General features: G+C 63.7%; 28 protein-coding genes and 1 pseudogene. 17 read left to right on the forward strand and 12 right to left on the reverse strand.

The window, feature by feature from the left end; genetic code table 11:
* Nucleotides 1–2: 2 nt before the first annotated feature.
* A complete protein-coding gene (gene folM / locus ACLEJU_RS00270; RefSeq protein WP_435421722.1) occupies nucleotides 3–695 on the reverse strand; it encodes a dihydromonapterin reductase in 693 nt (230 codons plus the stop codon).
* A 76-nt stretch (nucleotides 696–771) separates the two neighbouring features.
* On the reverse strand, nucleotides 772–1,332 hold the full coding sequence (locus ACLEJU_RS00275; RefSeq protein ID WP_435421721.1) for an antibiotic biosynthesis monooxygenase: 561 nt from the start codon (nucleotides 1,330–1,332) through the stop codon (nucleotides 772–774).
* 219 nt (nucleotides 1,333–1,551) lie between these two features.
* Here ACLEJU_RS00275 and ACLEJU_RS00280 point away from each other — a divergent pair, with 219 nt between their 5' ends.
* Entirely contained in the window at nucleotides 1,552–2,484 is a 933-nt protein-coding gene (locus tag ACLEJU_RS00280) for a MerR family transcriptional regulator (protein ID WP_435421720.1), read from the forward strand.
* Here the strand turns inward: ACLEJU_RS00280 and ACLEJU_RS00285 are convergent.
* Both ACLEJU_RS00285 and ACLEJU_RS00290 read right to left on the reverse strand, forming a co-directional pair.
* The gene (locus tag ACLEJU_RS00285; protein ID WP_435421719.1) at nucleotides 2,469–3,089 is read right to left on the reverse strand and encodes a hypothetical protein; all 621 of its coding nucleotides are present in this window, start codon (nucleotides 3,087–3,089) and stop codon (nucleotides 2,469–2,471) included. The genes ACLEJU_RS00280 and ACLEJU_RS00285 overlap by 16 nt on opposite strands.
* 60 nt (nucleotides 3,090–3,149) lie before the next feature.
* A complete protein-coding gene (locus tag ACLEJU_RS00290) occupies nucleotides 3,150–3,578 on the reverse strand; it encodes a PAS domain S-box protein (RefSeq protein WP_103449064.1) in 429 nt (142 codons plus the stop codon).
* 105 nt (nucleotides 3,579–3,683) lie between these two features.
* On the opposite strand from ACLEJU_RS00290, the gene ACLEJU_RS00295 reads away from it, so the two are divergent.
* Complete coding sequence (locus tag ACLEJU_RS00295) at nucleotides 3,684–4,139, forward strand: flavodoxin (protein ID WP_435421718.1); 456 nt, start codon at nucleotides 3,684–3,686, stop codon at nucleotides 4,137–4,139.
* Here the strand turns inward: ACLEJU_RS00295 and ACLEJU_RS00300 are convergent.
* Complete coding sequence (locus ACLEJU_RS00300; protein ID WP_435421717.1) at nucleotides 4,121–5,017, reverse strand: LysR family transcriptional regulator; 897 nt, start codon at nucleotides 5,015–5,017, stop codon at nucleotides 4,121–4,123. The genes ACLEJU_RS00295 and ACLEJU_RS00300 overlap by 19 nt on opposite strands.
* Before the next feature lie 99 nt (nucleotides 5,018–5,116).
* On the opposite strand from ACLEJU_RS00300, the gene ACLEJU_RS00305 reads away from it, so the two are divergent.
* The 4 genes from ACLEJU_RS00305 to ACLEJU_RS00320 all read left to right on the forward strand — a co-directional run bounded on the left by ACLEJU_RS00305 (nucleotide 5,117) and on the right by ACLEJU_RS00320 (nucleotide 8,278).
* Nucleotides 5,117–5,503 carry a CidA/LrgA family protein gene (locus tag ACLEJU_RS00305; protein WP_435421716.1) on the forward strand — a complete coding sequence of 129 codons (387 nt, stop codon included), beginning with the start codon at nucleotides 5,117–5,119 and terminating at the stop codon, nucleotides 5,501–5,503.
* Complete coding sequence (locus ACLEJU_RS00310) at nucleotides 5,493–6,179, forward strand: LrgB family protein (protein WP_435421715.1); 687 nt, start codon at nucleotides 5,493–5,495, stop codon at nucleotides 6,177–6,179. The genes ACLEJU_RS00305 and ACLEJU_RS00310 overlap by 11 nt, the downstream gene beginning before the upstream one ends.
* A 176-nt stretch (nucleotides 6,180–6,355) precedes the next feature.
* Nucleotides 6,356–7,261 (forward strand): alpha/beta fold hydrolase, encoded by a 906-nt coding sequence (locus ACLEJU_RS00315; RefSeq protein WP_435421714.1) that lies wholly within the window; start codon nucleotides 6,356–6,358, stop codon nucleotides 7,259–7,261.
* Between the two features lie 114 nt (nucleotides 7,262–7,375).
* Complete coding sequence (locus ACLEJU_RS00320; protein ID WP_435421713.1) at nucleotides 7,376–8,278, forward strand: SDR family oxidoreductase; 903 nt, start codon at nucleotides 7,376–7,378, stop codon at nucleotides 8,276–8,278.
* 210 nt (nucleotides 8,279–8,488) lie between these two features.
* On the opposite strand, the gene ACLEJU_RS00325 is transcribed toward ACLEJU_RS00320, so the two are convergent.
* A complete protein-coding gene (locus tag ACLEJU_RS00325) occupies nucleotides 8,489–9,271 on the reverse strand; it encodes an IclR family transcriptional regulator (protein ID WP_435421712.1) in 783 nt (260 codons plus the stop codon).
* Between the two features lie 114 nt (nucleotides 9,272–9,385).
* On the opposite strand from ACLEJU_RS00325, the gene hmgA reads away from it, so the two are divergent.
* The 3 genes from hmgA to maiA are packed head-to-tail and all read left to right on the forward strand — an operon-like array spanning nucleotide 9,386 to nucleotide 12,627.
* Entirely contained in the window at nucleotides 9,386–10,687 is a 1,302-nt protein-coding gene (hmgA, locus tag ACLEJU_RS00330; protein WP_435421711.1) for a homogentisate 1,2-dioxygenase, read from the forward strand.
* Nucleotides 10,688–10,690: 3 nt separating this feature from the next.
* Complete coding sequence (gene fahA / locus ACLEJU_RS00335) at nucleotides 10,691–11,983, forward strand: fumarylacetoacetase (protein ID WP_435421710.1); 1,293 nt, start codon at nucleotides 10,691–10,693, stop codon at nucleotides 11,981–11,983.
* Between the two features lie 11 nt (nucleotides 11,984–11,994).
* Complete coding sequence (gene maiA, locus ACLEJU_RS00340; protein WP_435421709.1) at nucleotides 11,995–12,627, forward strand: maleylacetoacetate isomerase; 633 nt, start codon at nucleotides 11,995–11,997, stop codon at nucleotides 12,625–12,627.
* Here maiA and ACLEJU_RS00345 read toward each other — a convergent pair.
* Nucleotides 12,621–13,427 carry a SirB1 family protein gene (locus tag ACLEJU_RS00345; protein WP_435421708.1) on the reverse strand — a complete coding sequence of 269 codons (807 nt, stop codon included), beginning with the start codon at nucleotides 13,425–13,427 and terminating at the stop codon, nucleotides 12,621–12,623. The two genes, maiA and ACLEJU_RS00345, sit on opposite strands and share 7 nt — an antisense overlap.
* A 124-nt stretch (nucleotides 13,428–13,551) precedes the next feature.
* Between ACLEJU_RS00345 and ACLEJU_RS00350 the strand changes: the two genes are divergently transcribed.
* Nucleotides 13,552–14,571 carry a Leu/Phe/Val dehydrogenase gene (locus ACLEJU_RS00350; RefSeq protein WP_435421707.1) on the forward strand — a complete coding sequence of 340 codons (1,020 nt, stop codon included), beginning with the start codon at nucleotides 13,552–13,554 and terminating at the stop codon, nucleotides 14,569–14,571.
* 29 nt (nucleotides 14,572–14,600) lie between these two features.
* Here ACLEJU_RS00350 and ACLEJU_RS00355 read toward each other — a convergent pair whose 3' ends face one another.
* Nucleotides 14,601–14,867: a YebG family protein gene (locus ACLEJU_RS00355; protein ID WP_435421706.1), complete on the reverse strand. Its 267-nt coding sequence runs from the start codon at nucleotides 14,865–14,867 to the stop codon at nucleotides 14,601–14,603.
* 296 nt (nucleotides 14,868–15,163) lie between these two features.
* Between ACLEJU_RS00355 and ACLEJU_RS00360 the strand changes: the two genes are divergently transcribed.
* The gene (locus tag ACLEJU_RS00360; protein ID WP_054884705.1) at nucleotides 15,164–15,634 is read left to right on the forward strand and encodes a phosphate-starvation-inducible protein PsiE; all 471 of its coding nucleotides are present in this window, start codon (nucleotides 15,164–15,166) and stop codon (nucleotides 15,632–15,634) included.
* A 3-nt stretch (nucleotides 15,635–15,637) separates the two neighbouring features.
* Here the strand turns inward: ACLEJU_RS00360 and ACLEJU_RS00365 are convergent, their stop codons facing one another.
* From ACLEJU_RS00365 to ACLEJU_RS00375, 3 genes and pseudogenes are all read right to left on the reverse strand, one after another.
* A complete protein-coding gene (locus ACLEJU_RS00365) occupies nucleotides 15,638–15,940 on the reverse strand; it encodes a DUF3509 domain-containing protein (protein WP_435421705.1) in 303 nt (100 codons plus the stop codon).
* A 124-nt stretch (nucleotides 15,941–16,064) separates the two neighbouring features.
* Complete coding sequence (locus ACLEJU_RS00370; RefSeq protein WP_103449089.1) at nucleotides 16,065–16,412, reverse strand: HPF/RaiA family ribosome-associated protein; 348 nt, start codon at nucleotides 16,410–16,412, stop codon at nucleotides 16,065–16,067.
* Between the two features lie 205 nt (nucleotides 16,413–16,617).
* Nucleotides 16,618–17,166: pseudogene (locus ACLEJU_RS00375) on the reverse strand (TonB-dependent receptor domain-containing protein); the annotation flags it as partial.
* Between the two features lie 99 nt (nucleotides 17,167–17,265).
* On the opposite strand from ACLEJU_RS00375, the gene ACLEJU_RS00380 reads away from it, so the two are divergent.
* From ACLEJU_RS00380 to ACLEJU_RS00405, 6 genes are all read left to right on the forward strand, one after another.
* A complete protein-coding gene (locus ACLEJU_RS00380; RefSeq protein WP_435421704.1) occupies nucleotides 17,266–17,571 on the forward strand; it encodes a DUF3649 domain-containing protein in 306 nt (101 codons plus the stop codon).
* Nucleotides 17,568–19,139: a PepSY-associated TM helix domain-containing protein gene (locus tag ACLEJU_RS00385; RefSeq protein WP_435421703.1), complete on the forward strand. Its 1,572-nt coding sequence runs from the start codon at nucleotides 17,568–17,570 to the stop codon at nucleotides 19,137–19,139. Before ACLEJU_RS00380 ends, ACLEJU_RS00385 begins: the two co-directional genes overlap by 4 nt.
* Nucleotides 19,139–19,465: a DUF3325 domain-containing protein gene (locus ACLEJU_RS00390; protein ID WP_435421702.1), complete on the forward strand. Its 327-nt coding sequence runs from the start codon at nucleotides 19,139–19,141 to the stop codon at nucleotides 19,463–19,465. The genes ACLEJU_RS00385 and ACLEJU_RS00390 overlap by 1 nt, the downstream gene beginning before the upstream one ends.
* 4 nt (nucleotides 19,466–19,469) lie before the next feature.
* Nucleotides 19,470–20,021 (forward strand): RNA polymerase sigma factor, encoded by a 552-nt coding sequence (locus ACLEJU_RS00395; protein ID WP_435421701.1) that lies wholly within the window; start codon nucleotides 19,470–19,472, stop codon nucleotides 20,019–20,021.
* Entirely contained in the window at nucleotides 20,018–20,998 is a 981-nt protein-coding gene (locus tag ACLEJU_RS00400; RefSeq protein ID WP_435421700.1) for a FecR family protein, read from the forward strand. The genes ACLEJU_RS00395 and ACLEJU_RS00400 overlap by 4 nt, the downstream gene beginning before the upstream one ends.
* A gap of 102 nt (nucleotides 20,999–21,100) precedes the next feature.
* Nucleotides 21,101–23,491, forward strand: a complete 2,391-nt coding sequence (locus ACLEJU_RS00405) for a TonB-dependent siderophore receptor (protein WP_435421699.1) — start codon at nucleotides 21,101–21,103, stop codon at nucleotides 23,489–23,491.
* A 77-nt stretch (nucleotides 23,492–23,568) separates the two neighbouring features.
* On the opposite strand, the gene ACLEJU_RS00410 is transcribed toward ACLEJU_RS00405, so the two are convergent.
* Nucleotides 23,569–24,444, reverse strand: coding sequence for a helix-turn-helix domain-containing protein (locus tag ACLEJU_RS00410; protein WP_435421698.1), 876 nt, complete (start codon nucleotides 24,442–24,444; stop codon nucleotides 23,569–23,571).
* Between the last annotated feature and the right edge of the window lie 105 nt (nucleotides 24,445–24,549).

The following is a 24,549-nucleotide window of genomic DNA, read 5'->3' on the forward strand; positions in this document are numbered from 1 at the left end:
TCTCAGATCATGCGGTTCTTCAGGTGGCGGCCACCGTTGATGACCACCTGGCTGCCAGTGCTGTACTGGCTGGCGAGCAGGTATTTCACTGTCTCGATCAATGGCCCGGCGCCGGGTTCGAATTCCAGCAGGGCCTTTTTCAGGGTCTGCTGGCGGTAGGCCTCGTCACCGCCTTCCTTGAGGATCAGCAGGCCCGGCAGGATACCGTTGACGTGCACCTTGGGCGCGTATTTTTCGGCGAACGACAGCACCATGTTCTGCAGCGCGGCCTTGGTCGCGGCGTAGCCGATGTGGCCTTTGCTGCCACGCGAGGAGGTTTCGTCGCAGATGTGGATGATGTCGGCCTTGTCGACCTTGTTCAGCAGTTCGCCGAGGGCCAGGTTGAGGTGATACGGCGCTTCGACGTGCAGGCGGAACATGGTCTCGAGATTGTCGAGGTCGTCGTCGAGCCATAGCGAGGCGTTATGGACGATCGCGCGCAGGCCGTCGTAGTTGCGCTGCAGGTGGTCGATCAACGCTTCACGGTCGGCTTTGACGCAGAGGTCGGCCTGGAACTGCACGATGTTCGGGTGCGCGGACTGCGGTTGCAGGCTGCGGCTGGCACTGACCACCGTATGGCCGGCCTGAGCCAGGTCGAGGGCCAGGGCCAGCCCGACGCGCTGGCTGGCGCCGGTGACGAGAATAGGGCTGTTCATGTGCGGGCGGTCAACTTGTCTGTCCTGTCGTTGCCGCCCAGCATACCCGAACTGTTCCTTCTTGTATGACCCCGCCTTAGCGGCTGCGCAGCGCCGGGCTGGCGCCTGGCGTGGCATGCAGCCAGTTGGCCAGCAGGCGGGTGGACAGGGGGATGAAGAGGTAGACCATGACCGGCGTCAGGGCCAGCGTGCTGAGCAAGACCCGGGGTACCAGCTCAAGCGTTGCGAGCCAATGCCCGAACATCACGTTGAACAGTAGCGAGACCGGGAAGAAGGCCAGCCAAATGGCCACGGCCTGCTTCCAGCGCGGCGGCTTTTGCACCATGTTGGTGCCGAACCAGTCGTCAATGCCGCTGACGCGCCTCTCTTTGGGGCGTTCGAACAGGCCGTTTCCGCGAGCCAGCCAGGCCCGGCGCGAGGCGGAATGTTCCCAGGCGTGCAGGGTCGGCTCGTCGCTGAAGCGGAAAATGATCTGGAATTCGTCGTTGTCGCGGGGCGGCGCGAGAATGCCCGAGCCGAGGTAACCGGGGAAGTCGGTGGCCAGCTGCTCGCCTTCGTGCAGCCAGGCCAGCAGGTCCTGGTAGCGGCCATGGGCGGCGCGGCGCGACACCATCAAGGTGACGGGTGGGGTAGACATCGTGTATCTCCTGGCGACGGGGCTGGCGGGTAGCCGGCCCCTTGGCTGCGTGGCCCGGGGTGGTGGGCAACGGCAACTGGCATGCAAAAATTGGGCGCGAAGCATCATGCCTGGTAGCAAGCTGTGTTAACAATTGTTCGCAAACGGTTGCTGGCTTGCGGCCTAAGCTGTCGTAGTAGAATGCCCGTTCAACTTCCGCACACAGGTTACTCAGTGCAGATGAACAAACAGGGACGTAGCGCGGATATCGAGCCAGACCTGCAACATCAGGAGCTGTTCCCGATCCGTGAGGTTTCCCGCCTGACCGGCGTCAACGCTGTGACCCTGCGTGCATGGGAACGCCGCTACGGGCTGATCCAGCCGACCCGCACAGACAGCGGTCACCGGCTGTATTCCCAGGCGGATATCGAACAGGTGCGGAGCATCCTGGGTTGGCTTGAGCGTGGTGTGGCGGTCAGCAAGGTCGGTGGCATTCTCGCCCGCGGCCTGGCAGTCGCCCAAGGCGTGGTTTCAGCTGATGACAGAACGCACTGGCAAGCCCAGGTACGCAAGGCTGTGAATCACTTCGACGCGCCGAGCCTGGACCGGTTGTTCGACCAAGTGTTCGCGTCAATCGCTCTGGACCAGGCGTTCGGCGAAGTGTTCTTGCCCGTGTGGCATGATCTGGCGGCGGGGCAGGGGGCATTTGGCCAAGCCAGCGAGTGGTTGTTCCTCGACCAGTTCTTGCGTGGCCGGGTGTTCTCCCGGTTGCAGCTTGCTCGTCAGCCCCGCGCGCGTAATGTGCTGCTGGCCCCCCTTCCCGGGCTGTGCCATGAGCTGGAATTACTGGTGACCGGCTTGCTTCTGGGCGGCGAAGACATTGGCGTGAGTTTGCTCATGCCCGGCCAGTCGCTGGAAGAATTGCCACTGGTGTGTGAGCGCCTGCAGCCGGATGCGCTGGTGCTGTTTGCCAACCATTCGCCGACAGTCGAAATGAACAAGCGCCTTAGGCGCCTTGCCGCAGGCCTGGAATGCCCGTTGCTATTGGCTGGCGAGGCGGCCGAGCACGCCCAGGACAGCCTTGCGGGCAGCCCGGTTGCGTGCCTGGGTGCGGAAGGTGAGGTTATGCGGCGTCGCTTGCGACAGTATCTGGCCGGTCAGCTCGATACCTGATCGTGTAGTTCTGGATGGGCCTGGCGATGGGCCTGCAGGATGTACTCACGCAGCCGGTCGATTTCTTCAGCGGGGCTGCGGCTGAGGTCGTAGGCGGCAAGGTCCGGGCCGATGCGCCGGCGCAGCCTGCCATGCAGGCCGATCGGGCTGATGCCGTCGGGGGCGAAAAACAGGTCGAAACGTGATGGTGCCTTGGCCTGGCCACGCACCTCAAGCAGGGCACCCTTGAACGAAATGTCCCGGACCAGCAGCCCGCTGGCCTTGCCCTTGGCATCCCTCAGTGCACTGGGCTGCTCCATCGACAGGCGCCAGGGGCGCAGCATGGGGCCATCGTCTTCGTAGATTTCCGGTGAGCCGATCTGCAGGTGCACGGCATGGAACTCGTCTTCCACCAATTGCAGTGGGAAGCTGATCTGCTGGTTGTTGAACTGCGCCTGCAGGGTCACCTGTTCGTTCGCCACCAGGCGGGCGAGCAGGGACTGGATACGGCGGTCGCCATTGACCAGCAGGCTCGACATGGGGTCGGCCAGGTTCAATTGCGGGGAATGGTGCATGTCCTGGATGAAATCCAGTTCGTCCTGAGTCAGGAGCGCGTCTGCTTGCATGATCGAACTCGGTGATGACGATTTCTTCAACGGGAATTGACCGTGCTCAGGGCGCTTGGTTCAGCCGCGTTCGTCGGAATTCCGACGAGCGTGCATTTCGGCCAGTTCGCGCTCAAGTTCAACCTGGCGGCTGACGTCTTTCTGGATACCGATGAAATAGGTGCGCTGATCGGCATCGTGCCTCACCGGGGTAATCGACAGTTCGTTCCAGAACGCACTGCCATCCTTGCGGTAATTACGCAGAATTTCACGGCAGGGACGGCCTTCGGCCAAGGCTTTGCGAATGCGTGCGCGGCCCAGCTGATCGCGATCATCGGCCTGCAGGAAGCGGCAATCCTGATAGAGGATTTCGTCTCGGCTATAGCCGGTCAGGCGTTCGAAAGCCGCATTCACGTAGATCAGGATGGTGTCGTCGCCTTCCTGTTCGGCGACCACGATCCCGTCGTTGGAGGCGTCGACCATGGATTGCAGCAGCTGCGCGTTGATCATGTCCGGACCATTGGGCGATGAAGGGGACTTTGGTAGAGGCGGCCTTTTGCTAGCGCCGAATGCTAGTATCCTACGTTTTCACTCAGTTTCGGAATCCTCTTCCTGATGAAAGTCGCCATTATTTCCGGCTCGGTGTACGGCACCGCCGAAGAAGTCGCCCGCCATGCCGCGTCGTTGCTCAAGGCTGCAGGCTTTGAAGCCTGGCATGCTGCCCGTGCTACCCAGCAGGATCTCGTGGGTTTTGCCCCTGAAGCATTGCTGGCGGTGACTTCGACCACCGGTATGGGTGAGTTGCCGGATAACCTGATGCCGCTGTACAGCAGCATTCGTGACACCCTGCCAGCGGCCTGGCGTGGGCTGCCGGGCGCGGTGATTGCCCTGGGTGATTCCAGCTATGGCGATACCTATTGCGGCGGCGGCGAGCAGATGCGCGAACTGTTCGCCGAGCTGGGGGTGCGGGAAGTGCTACCGATGCTGAAGCTCGATGCCAGCGAGACGGTGACTCCAGAGGCTGATGCCGAGCCTTGGCTGGCCGAGCTTGCTCAAGCCTTGAAAGCCTGAGGCGTTTCCTCCCGCAGCAACTCCAGCCATGCCTGCGCCGCTCGCGACAGGTAAGCCCCACGCCGCCAGATGAAGGCGATATCCCAGCGTAGATCCGTCGGCGCCTTCAGCGGCAAGCGCACCACCCCGGAGCGCTGCAGCGCTTTTGCCACCACACGGGGCAGCAGCACCACGCCCTGGCCGGCCGCGACCAGCGCCACCAGGAAGTCCGCCTGGCCGCTGCGGCCACCTTCCTTCGGCGTGAAGCCTTGCTGCTGGCAAGCCTTGAGCAAGCGGTCGTTGAGCACGAAGCTGCGCTGGTACAGCAGGAACGGTGTATCCTCCAGCTGCTTCAGACTCACCTGGTCCAGCGTGGCCAGCGCATGCCCGGCCGGCAGCAGGGCATCCAGCGGTTCATTGCAGAACGGCTGGTACTCGAACGCCGGGTCACTTGGGGTGAGACTGCCGCCTAGCTCCAGCTCGCCATTCCTCACCGCCTGTTCGACGCTACGGCTGCCGCCTTCCAGTAGCTGAATGGCGATGTTCGGATGACGCCTGCGGTATTCGGCGAACAACCCGGCGAACAAGGTATCGCTGCCTAGCATCGGCAACCCCAGGCGCAGCTCGCCGCGAGCCATCTGGCTGAGGTCGTCGAGCTCGCTAAGCAGCGCCTGACGCTCGCGCAGCAGGGCTTCGCCGCGTGCCAGCACAATGCGCCCGGCCGCCGTCAGATGCAGCTGCGAAGCTTGGCGCTCGAGCAATGGCTGGCCCACATCTTGCTCAAGCTGGGCGACCTGCTTGCTCACGGCTGACTGGCTGATATGCAACGTTTGGGCGGCTTGGGTAAAACCGCCGCGATGAACGACTTCAATGAAGCTGCGCAGCTGTTTGAATTCCATGGTCGAGATTCCATTGTGGAATGGCTGCAAGTCTAACAATTCGCTTTTGGCCTAGGCAGTCAAATCTTAAAATGAGGGCCTGTCGAGGAACCTCCGCCCATGAAACCCGCATTACTGAAAAAGCCCCTGCGCCTGCTCGCCGAGCTGGCGGTCCTGTTGGCCTTGTTCCTGTTCGGTGGCCAGCTGGCCGCCTGGCTGAGCTGGCCGATCCCCGGCGGGGTGATGGGCCTGGGCCTGCTGTTGCTGCTGTTCGCCTGTGGTGTGCTCAAGCCGGCCACCTTGCAACTGGGTGCTGGCTGGTTGATGGCGGAAATGCTGCTGTTCTTCATCCCGGCGCTGATGAGCCTGCTGGATTACGGAACCCTGGTGCGCAGCGAAGGTTGGCGCATCCTGCTGGTCATCGCCGTGAGCACCCTGATGGTCATGGTGGTGACCGCCGTGACCGTGGAACTGGTCTGCCGCTGGAGGCTGCGCCATGAGCCTTGAACCCATGCCGCTGTTCTGGCTGGCACTGACCTTGGGAGCCTACCTGGCCAGCCGCTGGCTGTATCGGCGCACCGGGCGCTACCTGATGTCGCCACTGATTCTGGTCCCGGCATTGCTGCTGGCGGTGGCCGTGCCGCTGCACACGGCCTACGCCGAATATTCGCGCAATACCCACTGGCTGATGAGCGTGCTGGGCCCGGTGACCGTGGCCTTCGCCGTGCCGATCTGGCAACAGCGGGCGATGCTGGCGCGGCATTGGCCGGCGCTGCTGGTGGGCATGGTGGCAGGCAGCGCGGCGTCGATCGCCAGTTCCTGGAGCCTGGCGCACCTGCTGGCGCTGGATGATGCGATCAGCCTGTCGCTGGTGCCTCGTTCGATCACCACGCCATTCGCCATGCCGCTGGCCCATGACCTGGGTGGCGTACCGGAACTGACAGCGGTGTTCGTGATGTTCACCGGGGTGCTGGGTGCCATGTTCGGCGGCGTGCTGCTGCGCTGGCTGCCACTGCGTACACCGCTGGCGCGGGGCGCGCTGTTCGGGGTTGGCGCGCATGGTGCCGGGGTCAGCCGGGCCCAGGAAGTGGGCCGCGAAGAGGGCTCGGTGGCCGGCCTGGTCATGGTCCTCACCGGCCTGCTCAACCTGTTCGCCGCGCCGTTACTGGCGATGCTGCTGTGACCGAACGTGCCGCTGACTCGCTCGGTCATCAAGCTGGCTGGTAACGCAATTTTCACATCATGGGCTGCTGATTACACTCGACCTCGACATAGAGAGCACATGAAAGTGCCGAGGTGACATGCAATGACCGCAGCCTTGCCCTATTCCGTCAACACCACTCTACCGGGACAACCCTGATGCCTATCGCCGAGATTCCATTGCGCGTCTGGCGTACCCGGGGGCAGAGTTTTTCATTCCGGGGCCAGAGCATCCGTTACTGGACCGCAGGGCAAGGAGAGCCCCTGTTACTGTTGCATGGATTTCCCACCGCAAGTTGGGACTGGCATTACCTTTGGGCACCGCTGACCCAACGCTTCCGGGTGATTGCCTGCGACATGCTCGGCTTCGGCGATTCTGCCAAGCCGCTCAACCACCGTTACAGCCTGATGGAGCAGGCGGATCTGCAACAGGCGCTGCTGGCGCACCTGGAGGTTGACCAGCCGGTGCATCTGCTGGCGCACGACTACGGTGGCAGCGTGGCTCAGGAACTGCTGTCGCGGCACCACGAACAGCGTGCCGACATCGCCAGTTGCGTGTTCCTGAACAGTGGGCTGTTCCCGGAAAGCTGTCAGATTCCACTGGTCCAGAAGTTGCTGCTTAGCCGCCTGGGCTGGCTGGTGGGGCGTTCGTTCGGGCGCGACGATCTGGTGCGCAACGTGACCCAGATTTATGGCCCGTGCACCCACCCCAGTGAAAGCGCACTGGACGATTGCTGGAGCCTTATCGCCACCAACTACGGTACGCGCATCCTCCACAAGCTGGTGGGTTACCAGTCAGAGCGCAGGCAGCATCGTGAGCGCTGGGTTGGGGCATTGCAGCGCGATGGCATACCGCTGCGCTTCATAAACGGCATCGCCGACCCTTTGTCCGGCGCAGCTATGGTCGAGCGCTATCGGCAGCTGGTGCCTAACCCCGATATCGTGCAACTGCAAGGCATCGGCCATTACCCACACACCGAAGCGCCTGTGCAGGTATTGCGTCACTACCTGGCCTTTCGCGAACAGCTGCTGAGTTTTCTGCCGCAGAAAGTCGCCTGGTCCTGAGCACGCGATCATCGCCCGCCGTTATCGCCTGGCATTAGCCTGGGTGAGCTTGATTGTCCGCCTGCACGTGCTGGCGGACACTCGATGCCTTCAACCTGATCTGGAGCCACGCCCGTGAGCGAGCCGATAAACCTGCAGGACCGTGTTGTGATCGTGACCGGAGCCGGTGGCGGCCTGGGCCGTGCCCATGCTTTGCTGTTCGCTGCTCGTGGTGCCAGGCTCGTGGTCAACGACCTGGGCGGTTCGGCCCAGGGTGAGGGCGCCAATGCGTCGGCTGCCGACAAGGTCGTGGCCGAAATCCGCGCTGCCGGGGGCACGGCGGTGGCCAACCACGATTCGGTGGGCGACGGTGCGCGCATCGTCGAACAGGCACTGGACAGTTTCGGCAGGGTCGATGTGCTGGTGAACAACGCCGGCATCCTGCGCGACAAAGCCTTCCACAAGATGGACGACAGCGATTGGGAGCTGGTCTACAAGGTCCACGTCGAAGGTGCCTACAAGGTTACCCGGGCGGCCTGGCCACACCTGCGCGAGCAGAACTGGGGGCGGGTGATCTTCACGGCGTCGACCTCGGGCATCTATGGCAACTTCGGCCAGGCCAACTACGGCATGGCCAAACTGGGGCTGTATGGCCTGACCCGGACCCTGGCCATCGAAGGGCGCAAGCATGGCGTGCTGGTCAATGCCATCGCCCCGACCGGTGGCACGCGCATGACCGAAGGGCTGATACCCCCGCACCTGTTCGAGCGGCTCAGGCCCGAGTTGATCAGCCCGTTGGTGGTGTACCTGGGCAGCGAACAGTGCCAGGACAGTGGTGAGTTGTTCGAGGTGGGCGGTGGCTGGGTGGGCAAGGTGCGCTGGGAGCGTAGCCTCGGTGTCGGTTTCGATCCTGAGCAAGGGTTTACCCCGGAGCAGGTCGCGGATCACTGGGGGCAGATTGGTGATTTTGCGGGGGCGGTGCACCCGCGCGACAACCTGCAGGCGTTGCAGCAGATGATGACCAACCTGCAGAAATAAAAAAGGCCGCTGCAAGACGCAGCGGCCAATCGAGACGTTAGATCAAGGAGCTTCAAAATCAACGTCGGTGAACCTCGCGGGCCTGAAAGGCGGGGGGTAGAGCCCTTCATGCCGGCCAGTGAGGTAAGAATAAGCGCTTGATCCTGTGGGAAAAATAGCCGCTTGTGACATTCACCTTTACGTTTCGGGCAACAGTGCAAGGCAGATGTTTCAGGTAGCGGGCGAGTAGCCCATGCGCCAGCTGGTGTCTCGCGCTGCAGCCAGTAGACGCTGTGCTGCAGGGCCGTGCTCATCGGCATGGAAGATCGAGGTCGGGCCGACCACGGTCATCACCGCTGCAATCTGCCCCATGGCGTTGAACACCGGCGCGGATAACGCATCCACGCCTGGCATCAACAGACCGTGCACATGGTGCAAGCCCTGTTCACGGATCCCTGTCAGCAAGCCTTCATAGTCGCTGGCGTTCTGCTGCAGCGCGGCCAGCTCGCGGTCACGCAGCTCCACAGTCTCACGCTCGGGCAGATGGGCGGCAAACACCAGGCCGGTGGAGGAACTGAGCAGCGGCAGCACCGAGCCGATCTGGGTCACCACCGTGACCGCCCGTACGGCGGGCTCGATGCTGACCACGGTGGCGCCTTGGTTGCCCCATACGGCGAGGAAGCAACTCTCGTTCAGCTCATCGCGCAGTTGCGACAGTGGCAGTGCCGCCACTTTAAGCACATCGATGCTGCCCAGCGCTGCCAGCCCCACACGCAATGCCTCGCGGCCCAGGCCATAGTGGTTGGTGGCGGCATCCTGCTCGGCGAAACCACTGGCGATCAGCGCCTGCAGGTAGCGGTGCACCTTGCTCGCCGGCATCTGCACATGCTCGGCCAGGCGCGACAGCGAGGTGGAGGGGGACAGTTCGGCAAGGGCCTTGAGGATGTCGGTGCCGACTTCCGCCGAGCGGACTTTCTGCTTGCCGTTGTCGGCGGGGGAGCTGGCTTTGGCCATGGGTAGGAAGCTTCCGGATTTTTCGCGTCGCGCCTTTATAGCTTGACGCCTGGCGGGGAGCAAATTACGTTATTCGTAATCAGATTACGATAAAAACAAAATCCGGAGGCTTCGATGCACCACGACACGTCCCCCGACCTTCAGTACCTGAGCGGTTTTGGCAACGAATTCGCCAGCGAAGCATTGCCCGGCGCCCTGCCGGTCGGGCAGAACTCGCCTCAGAAAGCCCCCTATGGCCTGTATGCCGAGCTGCTGTCGGGCACGGCGTTCACCATGGCCCGCAGCGAACTGCGCCGCACCTGGCTGTACCGCATCCGCCCGTCGGCCTTGCACCCGCGCTTCGAGCGCCTGCAGCGTCAGCCCTTGAGCGGCCCGTTGGGTGCGGTCACGCCCAACCGCCTGCGCTGGAATCCTCAGCCCATGCCCAGCGAACCGACCGATTTCATCGAAGGCTGGGTGCCGATGGTGGCCAACTCGGCGGCCGAAAAGCCGGCCGGGATCAGCATCTACATCTATCGCGCCAACCGCTCCATGGACCGGGTGTTCTTCAACGCTGACGGCGAGTTGCTGCTGGTACCGGAGCAGGGCCGCCTGCGCATCGCCAGCGAACTGGGCGTGATGGACGTCGAACCGATGGAAATCGCCGTGATCCCGCGCGGTATGAAGTTCCGGGTCGAGCTGCCCGATGGCCAGGCCCGCGGCTACATCGCTGAAAACCACGGCGCTCCGCTGCGCCTGCCTGACCTGGGGCCGATTGGCAGCAATGGCCTGGCCAACCCGCGTGACTTCCTCACCCCGGTGGCGCAATACGAAGAAGTGGATGGCCCTGTGCAGCTGGTGCAGAAGTTCCTCGGCGAGCATTGGGCCTGCGAGCTGCAACACTCGCCGCTGGACGTGGTCGCCTGGCACGGCAGCAACGTGCCTTACAAGTATGACTTGCGCCGTTTCAACACCATCGGCACGGTCAGCTTCGATCATCCGGACCCGTCGATCTTCACCGTGCTGACTTCGCCGACCAGCGTGCACGGCATGGCCAACATGGACTTCGTGATCTTCCCGCCGCGCTGGATGGTGGCCGAAAACACCTTCCGTCCACCGTGGTTTCACCGCAACCTGATGAACGAGTTCATGGGCCTGATCAACGGTGCCTACGACGCCAAGGCTGAAGGTTTCCTGCCGGGTGGTGCCTCGCTGCACGGGGTGATGAGCGCCCACGGGCCGGATGCCGAGACCTGCGAGAAGGCCATCGCCGCTGAGCTGGCGCCGCACAAGATCGACAACACCATGGCTTTCATGTTCGAGACCAGCCAGGTGCTGCGCCCGAGCCTGCAGGCACTCGACAGCCCGCAATTGCAGGCCGACTACGATAGTTGCTGGGCCACCCTGCCGAGCACCTTCAACCCGAACCGGAGATAACCCATGAACCAGACCGCCATTGCCCGTAGCTGGGTCGAGCACGCCAACGGGCACAGCGACTTCCCGCTGCAGAACTTGCCGCTGGGCATCTTCAGCCGCCCGGGTGAAGCGCAGCGCTGTGGCGTCGCCATCGGCGATGCCATCCTTGACCTGGAAGCCGCGATGGCCGCGGGCCTGTTCACTGGCCAGGCCAAGGCAGCGGTGCAAGCCACCCGTGGCGGTGCGCTGAACGGCTTCTTCGCGCTGGGGCGTGATGCCCGGGTGGCGCTGCGTGAGCGTCTGCTGGAGCTGTTGGGCGAACACAGCGAACACCAGGCTGTGCTCAAGGCTGCGTTGTATCCGGCCAGTGAGTGCCAGTTGCACCTGCCGGCCAAGGTCGGCGACTACACCGACTTCTACGTCGGTATCCAGCACGCCACCAACGTCGGCAAACTGTTCCGTCCCGACAACCCGCTGCTGCCCAACTACAAATACGTACCGATCGGCTACCACGGCCGCGCCTCGACCTTGCGTCCATCGGGTACCGAGGTCCGTCGCCCGAAAGGCCAGACCCTGCCGGCCGGCCACACCGAGCCGAGTTTCGGCCCCTGCGCCCGGCTGGACTACGAACTGGAGCTGGGCATCTGGATCGGCCAAGGCAACGACATGGGTCAGGCAATCCCGATTGCCGAGGCTGAGCGGCACCTTGCCGGTCTGTGCCTGCTCAACGACTGGTCGGCGCGGGATATCCAAGCCTGGGAATACCAGCCACTGGGTCCGTTCCTGTCGAAGAGTTTCATCACCAGCATTTCGCCGTGGGTGGTCACCGCCGAAGCCCTGGAGCCCTTCCGCTGTGCCCAGCCGGCCCGCCCGGACGGCGACCCGCAGCCGCTGCCTTACCTGCTCGATCAGCGTGACCAGGCCAATGGCGCTTTCGATATCGAACTTGAAGTGCTGCTGCTCACCGAGCGCATGCGCGAGCAAGGTATGCCGGCTCACCGCCTGGCCTTGAGCAACACCTTGAACATGTACTGGACCGTGTCCCAGCTGATCGCCCACCACAGTGTCAATGGCTGCCAGCTGCAGCCTGGCGACCTGTTCGGTTCCGGCACCCTGTCCGGTGCCACGCCAGACGCCTACGGCAGCCTGTTGGAAACCACCGTGGGCGGCAAGCAGCCGGTGGAACTGGCCAGCGGCGAGACCCGCAAGTTCCTCGAAGACGGTGACGAAATCATCCTGCGCGCTCGCTGCAAGCGCAATGGCGTGGCCAGCATCGGCTTCGGCGAATGCCGCGGCAAGATCATCGCAGCCAATTGAGGGAGCAGGCCATGGAGCTGTATACCTATTACCGTTCCACCTCTTCCTATCGGGTGCGCATTGCCCTGGCGCTGAAGGGCCTGGACTACCAGGCCCTGCCGGTCAACCTGCTCAAGGGCGACCAGCGCGGTGATGCCTACGTCGCGGTGAACCCGCAAGGCCGGGTGCCGGCCTTGCGCACCGACGGCGGTGAGTTGCTGGTGCAGTCGCCAGCAATCATCGAGTACCTGGAAGAGGTTTACCCACAGCCCGCCTTGCTGCCGGCTGGCGCGGCACCGCGGGCCAAGGTGCGCGGCGTGGCGGCGATCATCGGCTGCGATGTGCACCCGCTGCACAATGTCAGCGTGCTCAACCAGCTGCGCCAGCTGGGCCATGACGAGGCGCAGGTCAATCAGTGGATCGCCCACTGGATCGGGCAGGGGCTGGCCGCCGTGGAGCAGTTGATTGGCGACCACGGTTATTGCTTTGGCGATGAGCCGGGGCTGGCGGATGTCTACCTGATTCCCCAGTTGTATGCGGCCGAGCGCTTCAACATCGACCTCAGTGGCTACCCACGCATCGCCCGGGTCGCTGCACTGGCCAAGGGGCATCCGGCGTTTGCCAAGGCGCATCCGTCCTGTCAGGCGGACACGCCGGCTCAGTGAATTGAACGGTTCACCGTCGGTAGCTTGCCGATACGTTCGGACAGCTTCAGGCGCTGGACCGGGTCGTCGGTCAGCAGCAGGGCATGCTCCAGGTCGAAACGTTCGGCCTGGGGGCAGTCCAGATGTTGATACAGCGTGGCGCGGGTCATGTAGTCACTGACCTGCGCCGGGCCCAGTTGCATGACCCGTTCGGCGTCGATCAGCGCGGCCAGGTGGTTGTCGTTGCTCATGTGCAACTGGCGCAGGTTGCGCGAAAGGCGCTGTAGCATCTGCGTGGCGCTGGCGCTGTGCAGATGTTCGGCAGTCAGCGGCACATGCGGGCCGAACTGGCGCGCCAGCAGCTCGCGGCAATCATTGGGGTACAGACGGCGTCCCCCGCAAGGGTCGAGCAGGTGATCGGCACCGGGCACGCGCAGCAGGAAGTGCCCAGGGAATGCCACGCCCTCCAGCGGTATGGACAGGCGCCGGGCCAGTTCCAGGGTGATGATTGCCAGTGCCAGAGGCTGGCCACGTCGGCGCTGCAGTACCTTGTCCAGCAGCGCGGCTTGCGGGCGCAGTGGGTGGTATTCGTCTTGTTGAAAACCCAGTGCGTTGAGCTGGCGCAGCAGCGGCTGGGCCAGTTCGGATAACGGCAGCATGGGCAGGCAGGCACTGATCTGCCCCTGCAGGTTTTGCAGCGTGGCAAGGCTGGCCGCAGGCTCGACCTTTCGATCATGCTCGACAGCGATCCACAACGCAGCTTCCAGCAGGGCGACCGGCTCGCGCTCCAGGCAGGCCAGGCAGGCTTGACGTGGCTTCATGGGGGCTCTCCACACACGCTTGAGTATTAGCCGGGGGGCATGGATTCGTCCAGTGGTCCGCCCGCAGCGCCGGCCTCTGGCGCGTGCCTATACTGGTAGGAGCACCTCGTTGGGGAGCCCGTCGATGTTCGCGCTGATGCAAAGCACCCGTACCCAGTCGCTGCACCTGTTCATTGACCCGCCCACCGGCCTCAAGGCCGTCGTGGCGATTCACAGCGAGAAACTGGGCCCGGCGGTGGGCGGATGCCGCTACCTGCCCTATGCCGATGACGAGAGCGCCATGACCGACGCTATTCGCCTGGCCCAAGGCATGAGCTACAAGGCGGCGCTGGCGGGGTTGCCTTTGGGGGGCGGCAAGGCGGTGATCATGCGCAACCCGCATGTGGAAAACCGTGCGGCACTGTTCGAGGCGTTCGGCCGCTTCATCGATACCCTGCAAGGGCGTTTCATCATTGCCGTGGACAGCGGTACCTCGACCCTGGACATGGACTGCATTGCCCAGAGCACACCGCACGTTACCAGCACCACGGCCTCCGGTGACCCGTCACCGCACGCCGCCATGGGCGTGTTCGCCGGCATCCGCGCCACCTCGCAGGCACGCCTGGGCAGCAGCAACCTCGAAGGCCTGCGTGTGGCCGTGCAGGGGCTGGGCAATGTCGGTTATGCCCTGGCCGAGCAGCTGCATGCGGCAGGCGCAGAGTTGCTGGTCAGCGACCTGGACCCAGGTAGGGTGCGTCTTGCGGTGGAGCAGTTCAATGCTCACCCGGTGACCAATGACGCTTTGATCAGCACGCCCTGCGATATCTTCGCGCCCTGTGGCGTAGGGCCGGTGCTCAATGGCCAGACGGTGATGCAGTTGCGTTGCGCGGCGGTGGCGGGGGCGGCGAACAATCAGCTGACCACGCTGCAGGTGGCTGACCAGCTGGAGTCGCGCGGCATCCTGTATGCCCCCGACTATGTGATCAATGCCGGTGGCCTGATCTACGTGGCGCTGAAGCATCGGGGGGGCGACCTGGGCACCATTACCACGCACCTGGCGCGGATTCCGACGCGGCTGACCGAGGTGTTTGGCCATGCCCAGGCGGAAAAGCGCTCGCCGGCCCGGGTGGCGCAAATGCTGGCCGAGCGTTTGCTTTATGGTTGAAGTCGGGCGCCGCAGCGCCTTCAAGTTGCTTACTCGCTGCCTTTTTCCACCGCATCCAGATCAGCCAATGCCGACGCATTGTTCTTGAACGCCGCTGCAAACACCGTTCTGTTCTTGGCCATGAAGATGCTTGCCTCTTCGGCAAGGTTTTCATCCAGCCCTGGTACGTGTTTCACCAGTACCTGAGTAAGCACCTCGGCCAGTTCCAGCATCTGGTCATGGGCGTCTGCGAGTTTGCGGTCCAAGAACGTGGTCTCCAAATCGCGCGTGCTGCGGTAAAGAATCTCAACAGCCATACGAGGCCTCTCGGTCAGTGGTAGCAGTGGCGCTGTCGTGAGCCTTCTGCTTTGCGGTTCAGTTGCTATCCAGGCAGTCGGGCAGATTGCCGTCACCGAATACTGTATCGATGTACAGTAATGGCAATGCGGTCGTTTCGCAACCAAAAATTGTAGCTGTGCTGAATTCGCATGCCGCCCGTGCCTTGCGGCAATCGGTCGCCTTCCAAGGCAGGGGCCTGGCCCTTTAACTGCATGGCACAAGCGTCACAGGCGTGACGCATCATCCTTCATGTCGTATCGGGGAATCGCACATCGTGGATATCAAATGGGCTGAAAAACTGCGCAAGGGCCTGCACGGCTCGGCCGACGCGCTGGGCAACCTGTGTGTGGAAGCATTTCACTACCTGGCGCTGTTCGGCATTGGCGCGATTACCGCCTACGCGGCGGTGGTGACCTTCCTGGACATGCTCGGCAAGGGTGGGGTCAGCGTCGATGACATCCTGCTGCTGTTCATCTATTTGGAGCTCGGGGCGATGGTCGGCATCTATTTCAAGACCAACCACATGCCGATCCGCTTCCTGCTGTACGTGGCGATCACCGCGTTGACCCGCCTGCTGATCGGCGATGTGTCGCACCACAAGGCGCCGGACGAAGGGCTGCTATACGTGTGTGGCGGCATCCTGCTGCTGGCGTTCTCGATCCTGGTGGTGCGCTACGCCTCGTACCGCTACCCCTCGACCAAGGTGCTGGACGCCAGCGGCAAGGAAGTGGAGGAGGGCAAATAGCCTTCAGTTGGCCAGGCCGACAGCTGCCAGGTGACGTGGCTCGTGGCGGTTATCGCGGGTCAGGGCGGCGAGGACCTGCAACGGGTTCTGACCCAGTTCGATGGCCAGGCCCAGGCGGATGCTGTCGATGATCCGCTGCAGGCGCACCGGGTCGTTGCGCTGGGCCTGGCTGATCAGGCGCTTGGCGACCACGCCGGCGTCGTCGGAAAGGGTCAGCATGATGCTGCCATCAAGCCGTTCGATACTCAGGTTGACCCGGTATTCGGGGGCGAAGGCGGCGCTGATCTGTTCGAAGGGGTTGTTCATGGTCGGGGTCTGCAATGAATGACTGCAGAAGTTGACCGGGTAATCTGCAGGTTGGTTCAGCCCCATCGATCGGGGTATGCGAAAACGCCCGGCACAGGCCGGGCGTTGTTGTGCTTGCAGATGATCAGGCTTCGGGGTCACTCAGTTCCAGTGCACCGCGCTTGCTGCGCAGCTTGCCGTAGAAGTGCTCCAGCGCATTGTTCAGCTTGCTGGCGGCACCGTCGACCGCCTGGTCCAGTGAAGCGGCGGTGTGGGTCACGGAAATCGGCTGATGGCCTTTCGGGCGAGCCTCCAACTGGCAGCGTTTGTCATGCGGGCCGGGCTTGGCGCCGTTCTCGTCACGCAGATGCACCTCGATGCGGGTGAGGTCGTCGTCATAGCGTTCGAGGGTGGCTTCCAGCGTACTGCGGACCCACTCGTTGAGACGGATGTTGCCTTCGATATGGTTGCTGCTGTTGACCTGGATTTGCATGATTCCAATCCTTATTCAGCTTGCTCGCATGGAGGCGTGCCTAGGCCATTGAGGGCCTTGGAAATTCTGCGCCTCTTGACTCTAAGGTCAGGCAACGGCGGGGCGAATTCAACCCCTTTTTGAAAATAAATTTTCTGTTGCAAATTCGCCAGAGGGGCTGCTGTGCAGCCCCTGTGTTGCTTCAGAACGCCAGCGCGGGTGCGACCAGCATATAGCCGGGGATGCGACGGGTGCTGCCATCGGCGCTCTCGGCACTGGTGTTGGCGTTGTCGGCATACTGGCTGCTCTGGAAGCTGCCATCCAGGTTCAGCTGCCAGGGCACTTCGGTGTGTAACCCACGCCCAGGTTGCCTTTGTGTCGCGACGAGAACGGCACCTGATTGCCCTTGCTCGGCCCATCCTCGCGGATGGTCGCGTCAATGAAGGCATAACTGGCGTGCACGTCGAAACCGGCCAGTGCCGGGCTCAGGCCATCGAGCGCATAGCGTACGCTGGTCTCGAGGCGGGTCGCCGCTGTCGTAGCGGGTACCGACCTTCCAGGTACGTGCCTTCTCCGGTTTTACTTCGCCGATGCTGATGCGGTTGGGCATCTGGCTGTACTGCACGCCGCCGAACGAACCTTCGGTGTTGGCGTACAGGTTCCATTGGTCGGTCAGGTGATACATCACGTTCAGTGCTGGCAGCGCGGTGTTGTAGCTGCCCTGGTAGCGCTGGCCGTTGATCTTGTTGCTCTGCTCGGAATCGATCTCGTAGCGGGTGACCACTCCGGAAATCCTCATGCCTCCTGTCTCTCACACTTTGCTTATGAGAATTGAAATCATTATTATTGCACCCCCTTTCCCCGGACTCACGCCATGAAGCGCTCCGCCGCCGGACTCCCTCTCAGCTATCGCCTGGCCGTGATTTCACGCAGCCTGGCGGCATTGCTGGGCGGCTATCTGCTGGCGTCGCTGGTCAGTATCTGTCTGGCCCTGTTTCTGCCGTTGCCCCAGGTTGATGCCACGCTGACCGGCCTGATGCTCTCGTTCGTGTTCTACATGCTGGCCTTCATCTGGTGCTTCGCCTGTCGTAGCGCCTGGCGTGCCTGGCTCGGCGTACTGCTGCCGAGCCTGGTGCTGGGGCTGCTCGGCGGGCTCGCCTACTGGATGAAAAACCCATGAAGGAAGGCTTCCGCCAGGCCGTGGCCTGGCTGCATACCTGGACCGGCCTGATCTTCGGCTGGCTACTGTTCGCCATCTTCCTCACTGGCACCCTGTCGTACTTCAAGGATGAAGTCAGTCACTGGGCGCAGCCGGAAGTGCGCCGTCATGCACTCGATCCGGTAGCCAGCCTGGGGCTGGCCCAGCGCTATCTGGAGAGCAACGCCGCACACTCGGGTAACTGGATGATCCGTTTGCCCAGCGAGCGCGAAGCTGCCTTGAATGTGGGCTGGCGTGACCCCGAGGGCGGGCGTCGAGGCTTTGTCAGAAAAGATCTGGACGCGCAGAGCGGGCAGCCGGTCGAGGCGCGTGACAGCCGGGGCGGCGAGTTTTTCTACCGTTTTCATTTCGAACTGCAGATGCCCTATCCGTGGGGCCGCTGGCTGTCGACGCTGTGTGCCTTCATCATGCTGCTGGGACTGGTCACCGGGATCATCATCCACAAGAAGATCTTCAAGGAGTTCTTCACCTTCCGCCCCGGCAAGGGCCAGCGCTCATGGCTGGATGGCCACAACGCCATCGGCGTGCTGGTGCTGCCGTTTCACCTGATGATCAGCTACAGCAGCCTGGTGCTGTTCATGTACATGGTCATGCCGGCCAGCATCATGGCCAGCTATGGCAATACCGGCGATTACTTCAATGACCTGTTCGGTCGCGACGAGGCACCCAAGGTAGCCAATGTCGCGGCGCCACTGGTGCCGCTGGCGAGCCTCTATGCGAAAGTTCAGGCGCAGGCGCCAGGCGCGCGCGTGGGCTTCATCCAGGTGCAGAACGCCGGTGATCGCAATGCCCGTGTCACCTTCACCCAGTCATCGGCGGACAACGTCCCCTACAAGCGCAGTGCCAACTGGACGTTCGATGGTGCCACCGGCGAGTTGCTGAGGCAGGGCGCACCGGAGAGTGCCACGATGATGACCGCGTTCAGTTTCGCTGGCCTGCACATGGGCAACTACGCCGGGCCCTGGTTGCGCTGGTTGTACTTTGCCTTCGGGCTTGCCGGCACGGCGGTGATCGGCACCGGCCTGGTGATGTGGCTGGGCAAGCGTCAGCTCAAGCATGCCAAGAGCGAACGCCTGCCGGGCGAACTGCGCCTGGTCGAAGTGCTCAACATCGCCAGCATGAGTGGCCTGATCCTGGCCGTGGCCGGCTTCTTCTGGGCCAACCGGCTGCTGCCCATGGCACTGCAAGGGCGCGCCGACTGGGAGGTGAACACGTTCTTCCTGGTCTGGCTGGCGTCGCTGCTGCATGCCGTGCTGCGCCCGGGGCGCAAGGCCTGGGGCGAGCAGCTGGCACTGGGCGCACTGGCCTTTGCCCTGTTGCCCGTGCTCAATGCCTTGAGCACGGGCCAAGGGTTGAACGCCTCTGTGCCTGCGGGTGACTGGGCCATGGCCGGGTTCGATCTTACCGCCCTGGCGTGCGGGCTGTTCCTGGCCTGGGCCGCGAGCAAGATGCTGCGGGCCCCGAAGCCTGTCGCCAAGCGTGCGCCACGGGCGAGCAAGGCAGCGGCTGAAATGGTCGAGGTGCAGTGATGCTGAGTATTGCCCTGATCGGATACGCCGGCTTCGCCGCACTGTGCCTGGCGATGGACAAACACTTCAGCGAGCTGCTCAAGCGCAAGCCCGGCCCCGGTCAGTTGCGCGTACTGCGCGTTGGCGGCTGGCTGCTGCTGGCACTGTCGCTGGTCCTTTCCGTTCACTGGCGTGGCTGGGCTCACGGTCTGGTGGAGTGGGTCGCGCTGTTGATGGCCGGTGCCACCCTATGGGTGTTCGGCTTGCCCTACCTGCCACGTGCGCTGCTGAGCCTGGCTGCTGTGAGCCTGGTGCTGGGCCCGCTGTTGGCCGTGTTTGCCGGGTGATACCTTGAGCGAAACCGAGAGCGACGGCACCCGCGCGCGCTTCGTCGAGGTGTTCCTGGCCCAGCGTGCGCGCATGGAGGCGCTGGTCAGTCGCCGGGTGGGCTGCCGTGCCACAGCGTCCGACCTGGTACAGGAGCTGTTCCTGCGCTTCTGGCGGCGGCCCGAGGTCAAGGTCGAAGCGCTCGACACCTACCTGTTGCGCTGCGCCGGCAACCTCGCCATCGACCACCTGCGCAGTGAAGGCAGCCGCGAACGCGTCGCGGAAGCGTCGCTGCCGCTTGATGAAGCCGGCCTGGCCCAGGCGCCGGAGCAGGCTGTCGAGGTCGATCATGACCTGCAGCGCGTGGAAGCCGCCTTGCGAGTCCTGCCCGAGCGCACCCGGCAGATCTTTCTGCTCAATCGCGTTCACGGCTGCACATACGGCGAAATCGCCAAGGCCATGCAGCTTTCCCAGAGCAGCGTGGAAAAGCATATGATGCGCGCCCTCGAAGCGTGCAAGGCCAGTGTTGCCGAGCCCGCGACCTTCACTCGCAGGCTTGGGAGCGCCCGCCGATGAGCCATCCAGACCTGATCACCGCAGCCCAGTCCGAGGCTGCCTTGCAGTGGCTGATCCGTATCAACGAACAGCCGGCAGCGGCCAGCAGCGCGGCGTTCAAGCGCTGGTTGCTGGAAGACCCGAAGCATCGCGAAGCCTACGCCGAGGCCCAGTTGCTGTGGCAGCTCAGCGAAGCACCGGCAGCGCGTCTGGCCGAGGAAGAACAGACAGATTTGCAGCGCTACTTGGAGGCCATGGCCAAGCCGCCTGCCAAAGGGCATTGGCGGCGCGCCGGCATGGCATTGGCCGCGGCGTGCCTGGTGCTGGCTGTCAGCTTGGCGGGCGGCTGGCGGCCGAGTGACTGGTTGCTCAATCTGCAGGCAGATTTCAGCAGCAGTGATGCGATTCGCCTGGTGACTCTGGCGGACCAGTCACAGGTGACCCTGGATGCGGGCAGCGCCATCGCTGTCGACTTCCAGCAAGGCGAGCGCCGTGTGCGCCTGTTGCATGGCGCAGCGTTCTTCCAGGTTACCCATACCGGGCAGCCATTCGTGGTGGAGGCTGCAGGCGGCGAGGTACGGGTACTGGGTACGCAGTTCGAAGTGCGTGACCAGGGGCAGGGTGCGCAGGTCACCGTGCGCAGCGGGCGCGTGGCGGTTATCCCGGCGACTGGGCAGGCAGGCCAGCTACTGACGGCCAACCAGCAGCTGGCCTATGCCGACGGGCAAGCAGGTGAGCTGGCGAGCGTAGACAGCGACAGCCGCCTGGCCTGGCGCCAAGGCTGGCTGAACTATTACCAGGTGCCGCTGGCGCAGGTGGTGGCAGACCTGGGCCGCTACTACCCCGGCCGCATCGTGATGCTCGACGGCGAGTTGGGGCGGCGCAAGGTCAGCGGCAGCTTCCCGGTGGATGAGCCTCTGGTAGCGCTGGACTCGCTGGGCAAGGTGCTGGGTTTCTCGCGGCAAACCTTGTTGGGGCGGTTGACCGTAATCCGCTGACAAAAATTTCAAAAAACGGATGAGGTAACAGGAGTTGGCATCCGTGTAATGAGTGGAAGTGCGATTCATTCGCAGTAATAACCCTCTCACAGGTCAGCGTCCATGAAGTTCTCCCCGCGTTGCGTTCCCCTCTGGCTCGGCCTTGCAGCGTGCTCGGCCATCACCGCTGCCCCTGGCCTCATGGCCGCCGAGCAACGCCAGCTGCACAGCTTCGCCCAGGCCAGCCAGCCGCTGGCTCAAGCCCTCAACGCGTTCAGCCGTGCCACTGGCCAGAGCGTGGTCTACACCCTCGAACTGCCCAGCGTACAGGCCCCGGCCGTCAACGGCTCGCTCAGTGCCGAAGAGGCCCTGCAACAGCTGCTGGGCAACAGTGGCCTGACCTGGCGCCGCCTCGACGCACGCACCCTGACGCTCGAACCTGTGGATACATCTGGCGCCCTTAACCTGCAGGCCACCACAGTGACCTCGCAAATGGACAGCTACAGCTATCAGCCACCCGCCAGTGCTTCGATCATGCGCGGCCAGGGCCCGTCCCAGGACATCCCCCAAGCGATCAACGTGGTGCCGGCCCAGGTTATCCGCGACCAGGCCCCGCGCAACCTCGACGACGCCCTGGCCAACGTCAGTGGCATCACCCAGGGCAACAACTTCGGTGGCACTTCCGACACCGTGATGAAACGGGGTTTCGGTGACAACCGCGACGGTTCGATCATGCGTGACGGCATGCCGCTGGTGCAGGGCCGCAGCCTGAACGCCAGCACCGAGCGGGTCGAAGTGCTCAAGGGCCCGGCCTCGCTGCTGTACGGCATCCAGGACCCGGGCGGGGTGATCAACGTGGTCAGCAAGCGCCCGCAACTGCAGCAGTACAACGCCCTGACCGTGCGCGGCTCCACCTACGGCAGTGGCAAGAACGGCAGCGGCGGCGGTTTCGACAGCACCGGCGCGTTGGGTGAGAGCAACTTCGCCTACCGCCTGATTGTCGACCACGAGGACGAAGACTACTGGCGCAACTTCGGCGTGCACCGTGAGTCGCTGGTGGCGCCGTCGCTGGCCTGGCTCGGCGAAGACACCCAGGTGGTGCTGGCCTACGAGCACCGCGAATTTCTGTACCCGTTCGACCGCGGCACGGCCTTCGGCAGTAACGGCCACCCGCTGGACATTCCGGCCACCCGACGCCTGGACGAGCCGTTCAACGACATGGAAGGGCGCTCCGACCTCTACCGCCTGGAAGTCGACCACCAGTTGGCCGACGACTGGAAGCTGCACTTCGGCTACAGCTTCAACCGCGAGACCTACGATGCCAGCCAGGTTCGCGTGACCGGCGTGAACGAGGCCAAAGGCACGCTGACGCGCAGCATCGATGGCACCCACAACGCCATGAGCCGCGACCAGTTCGCCACTTTGAGCCTCAATGGCAATGTCGAACTGGCCGGCATGCAGAATGACCTGCTGTTCGGCATCGACCACGAAGACCGCAAGATCTTTCGTGGCGACCTGATCCGTCAGACTTCGCAATCCACCTTCAGCTACCTGAACCCGGTCTACGGCCAGGAAGTGGAGGGCACCACGGTGCGCGCCAGCGACAGCGACCAGACCGACAAGCTGCGCACCGACGCCTTGTTCGTGCAGGACGCGCTGCACCTGGACGAGCACTGGATTCTGGTGGCAGGTGCTCGTTACCAGCAATACGACCAGTACGCCGGCCGCGGTCGCCCGTTCAAGGCCAATACCGACAGCAGCGGCCAAGCCTGGGTGCCGCATGCGGGCATCGTCTACAAGGTCGATGACCAGCTGTCGCTGTATGGCAGCTACAGCGAGTCGTTCAAGCCAAACTCCAGCATCGCCCCGCTGACCGGTGGCGTGGTGCTGGATTCGTCGGTGGCGCCGGAGGAGGGCAAGTCCTGGGAGCTGGGGGCCAAGCTCGACATGCCAGGCAGCCTCACCGGTACCCTGGCGCTGTTCGACATCACCAAGCGCAACGTGCTGGTGGCCAACTTCGACAGTGGCACTGGCGAGACGGTCTACAGCAACGCAGGGGAAGTCAGCTCGCGGGGTGTAGAACTCGACCTGACCGGGCAGCTCAGCGAGCGCTGGAGCCTCATCGGCAGCTACGCCTTTACCGATGCCAAGGTGACCAAGGATCCCGACCTGCAGGGCAACCGCCTGCAGAACGTGGCCCGGCACACCGGTTCGCTGTCGGCGGTGTATGACTTCGGCAGCCTGTTCGGCGGCGATCGCCTGCGTTTCGGCGCCGGGGCGCGCTATGTGGGCGAGCGGCCGGGGAACTCGACCAATACCTTCGACCTGCCGAGCTACACCGTGGCCGATGCGTTCGCCACCTACGAGACCATGCTCGACGAGCACAATGTGCGCTTGCAGCTCAACGTGAAGAACCTGTTCGACAAGGTCTACTACAGCTCGGCGGTGAACCAGTATTTCGTGGCGATTGGCGATGCGCGGCAGGTGAGCCTGTCGAGCACCTTCGAGTTTTGAATCTTGAGCAGCCTGTGCCGGCCTCTTCGCGGCTAAAGCCGCTCCCACAGAGACGGCGCAGTACCTGTGGAGCGGCTTTAGCCGCGAATGGCCATACGGTACTCGCCTGGGGTGGCACCGAACGCCTGGCGGAAGCGGTTGCTGAAATGGCTGGCGCTGGCGAAGCCGCACAGCAGTGCCACCTGGCCCAGGGGCAGCTCACCCAAGCGCAGCAGCTGGCAAGCCCGGTGCAGGCGCCGCGCCAGCAGATACTGATGCGGCGGCAGGCCGAAACTGGTGCGGAACATTCGCGCGAAGTGGTATTCGGACAGGTTGCAGCGCAGTGCCAGTTCACCCAGGGTAATCGGCTGGTCGAGGTGCGCCTCGATGTACTCCACCAGTTGCCTGCGCAAGCTTGGCGCCAACCCGCCTTTCAGGCGCAACCCCTGGCGCAGGCCAACCTGGCTGAGCACGGCATGGTCGACGATCTCGTGGGCCAGGCTGCTGGCCAGCAGACGCTCGGCGGGCTCATCCCAGTCGAGGGTGATCAACCGGCGAAAACGCACCGATTGCTGCGGGTCGTCCAGGAAGGTGGCTTCTCGCAGCTGTAGTTCGCGCGGTTCACGGTCAAGCAGGCGCACGCAGCCCAAGGCGAACTGCGCTTCGCTGATATACAGGTGCGCCAGGCGGATAGCACCATTCACCACCCAGTTCGACTCGTGCCCCGCCGGCATGATGCACAGCTTGTTGGGCGCACCCTTGTCGGCCGGGCGCTGGCGACGGAAGGTCCCGGTGCCGTCGGCGATGTAGCACGACAGCGTGTGATGGCTCGGTGCCTGGTAGTCGCGGGCGTCGTCGCGGTTGCTCCACAACGCCGCCGCCAGCCCGTCGCCCAGGTGCGCGCTCAGCTCCAGCCGGGCGTTGGGCGAGGCGTGCATGGCGTTGAACACTTGCAGCTGGGTAAGTGGGGTCATGGGCGGCTCCTCTGGCGCTCATCGTACTGCGCCTACGTTTTGGTGACAGCCACCAGTGGGCGAAAAGCGCAAGTTTGTGCAAGCGCAGGGTGGTGGGCAGGGAGA

The sequence above is a fragment of the Pseudomonas sp. SMN11 genome (genome assembly GCF_052041945.1).
Taxonomy (GTDB): domain Bacteria; phylum Pseudomonadota; class Gammaproteobacteria; order Pseudomonadales; family Pseudomonadaceae; genus Aquipseudomonas.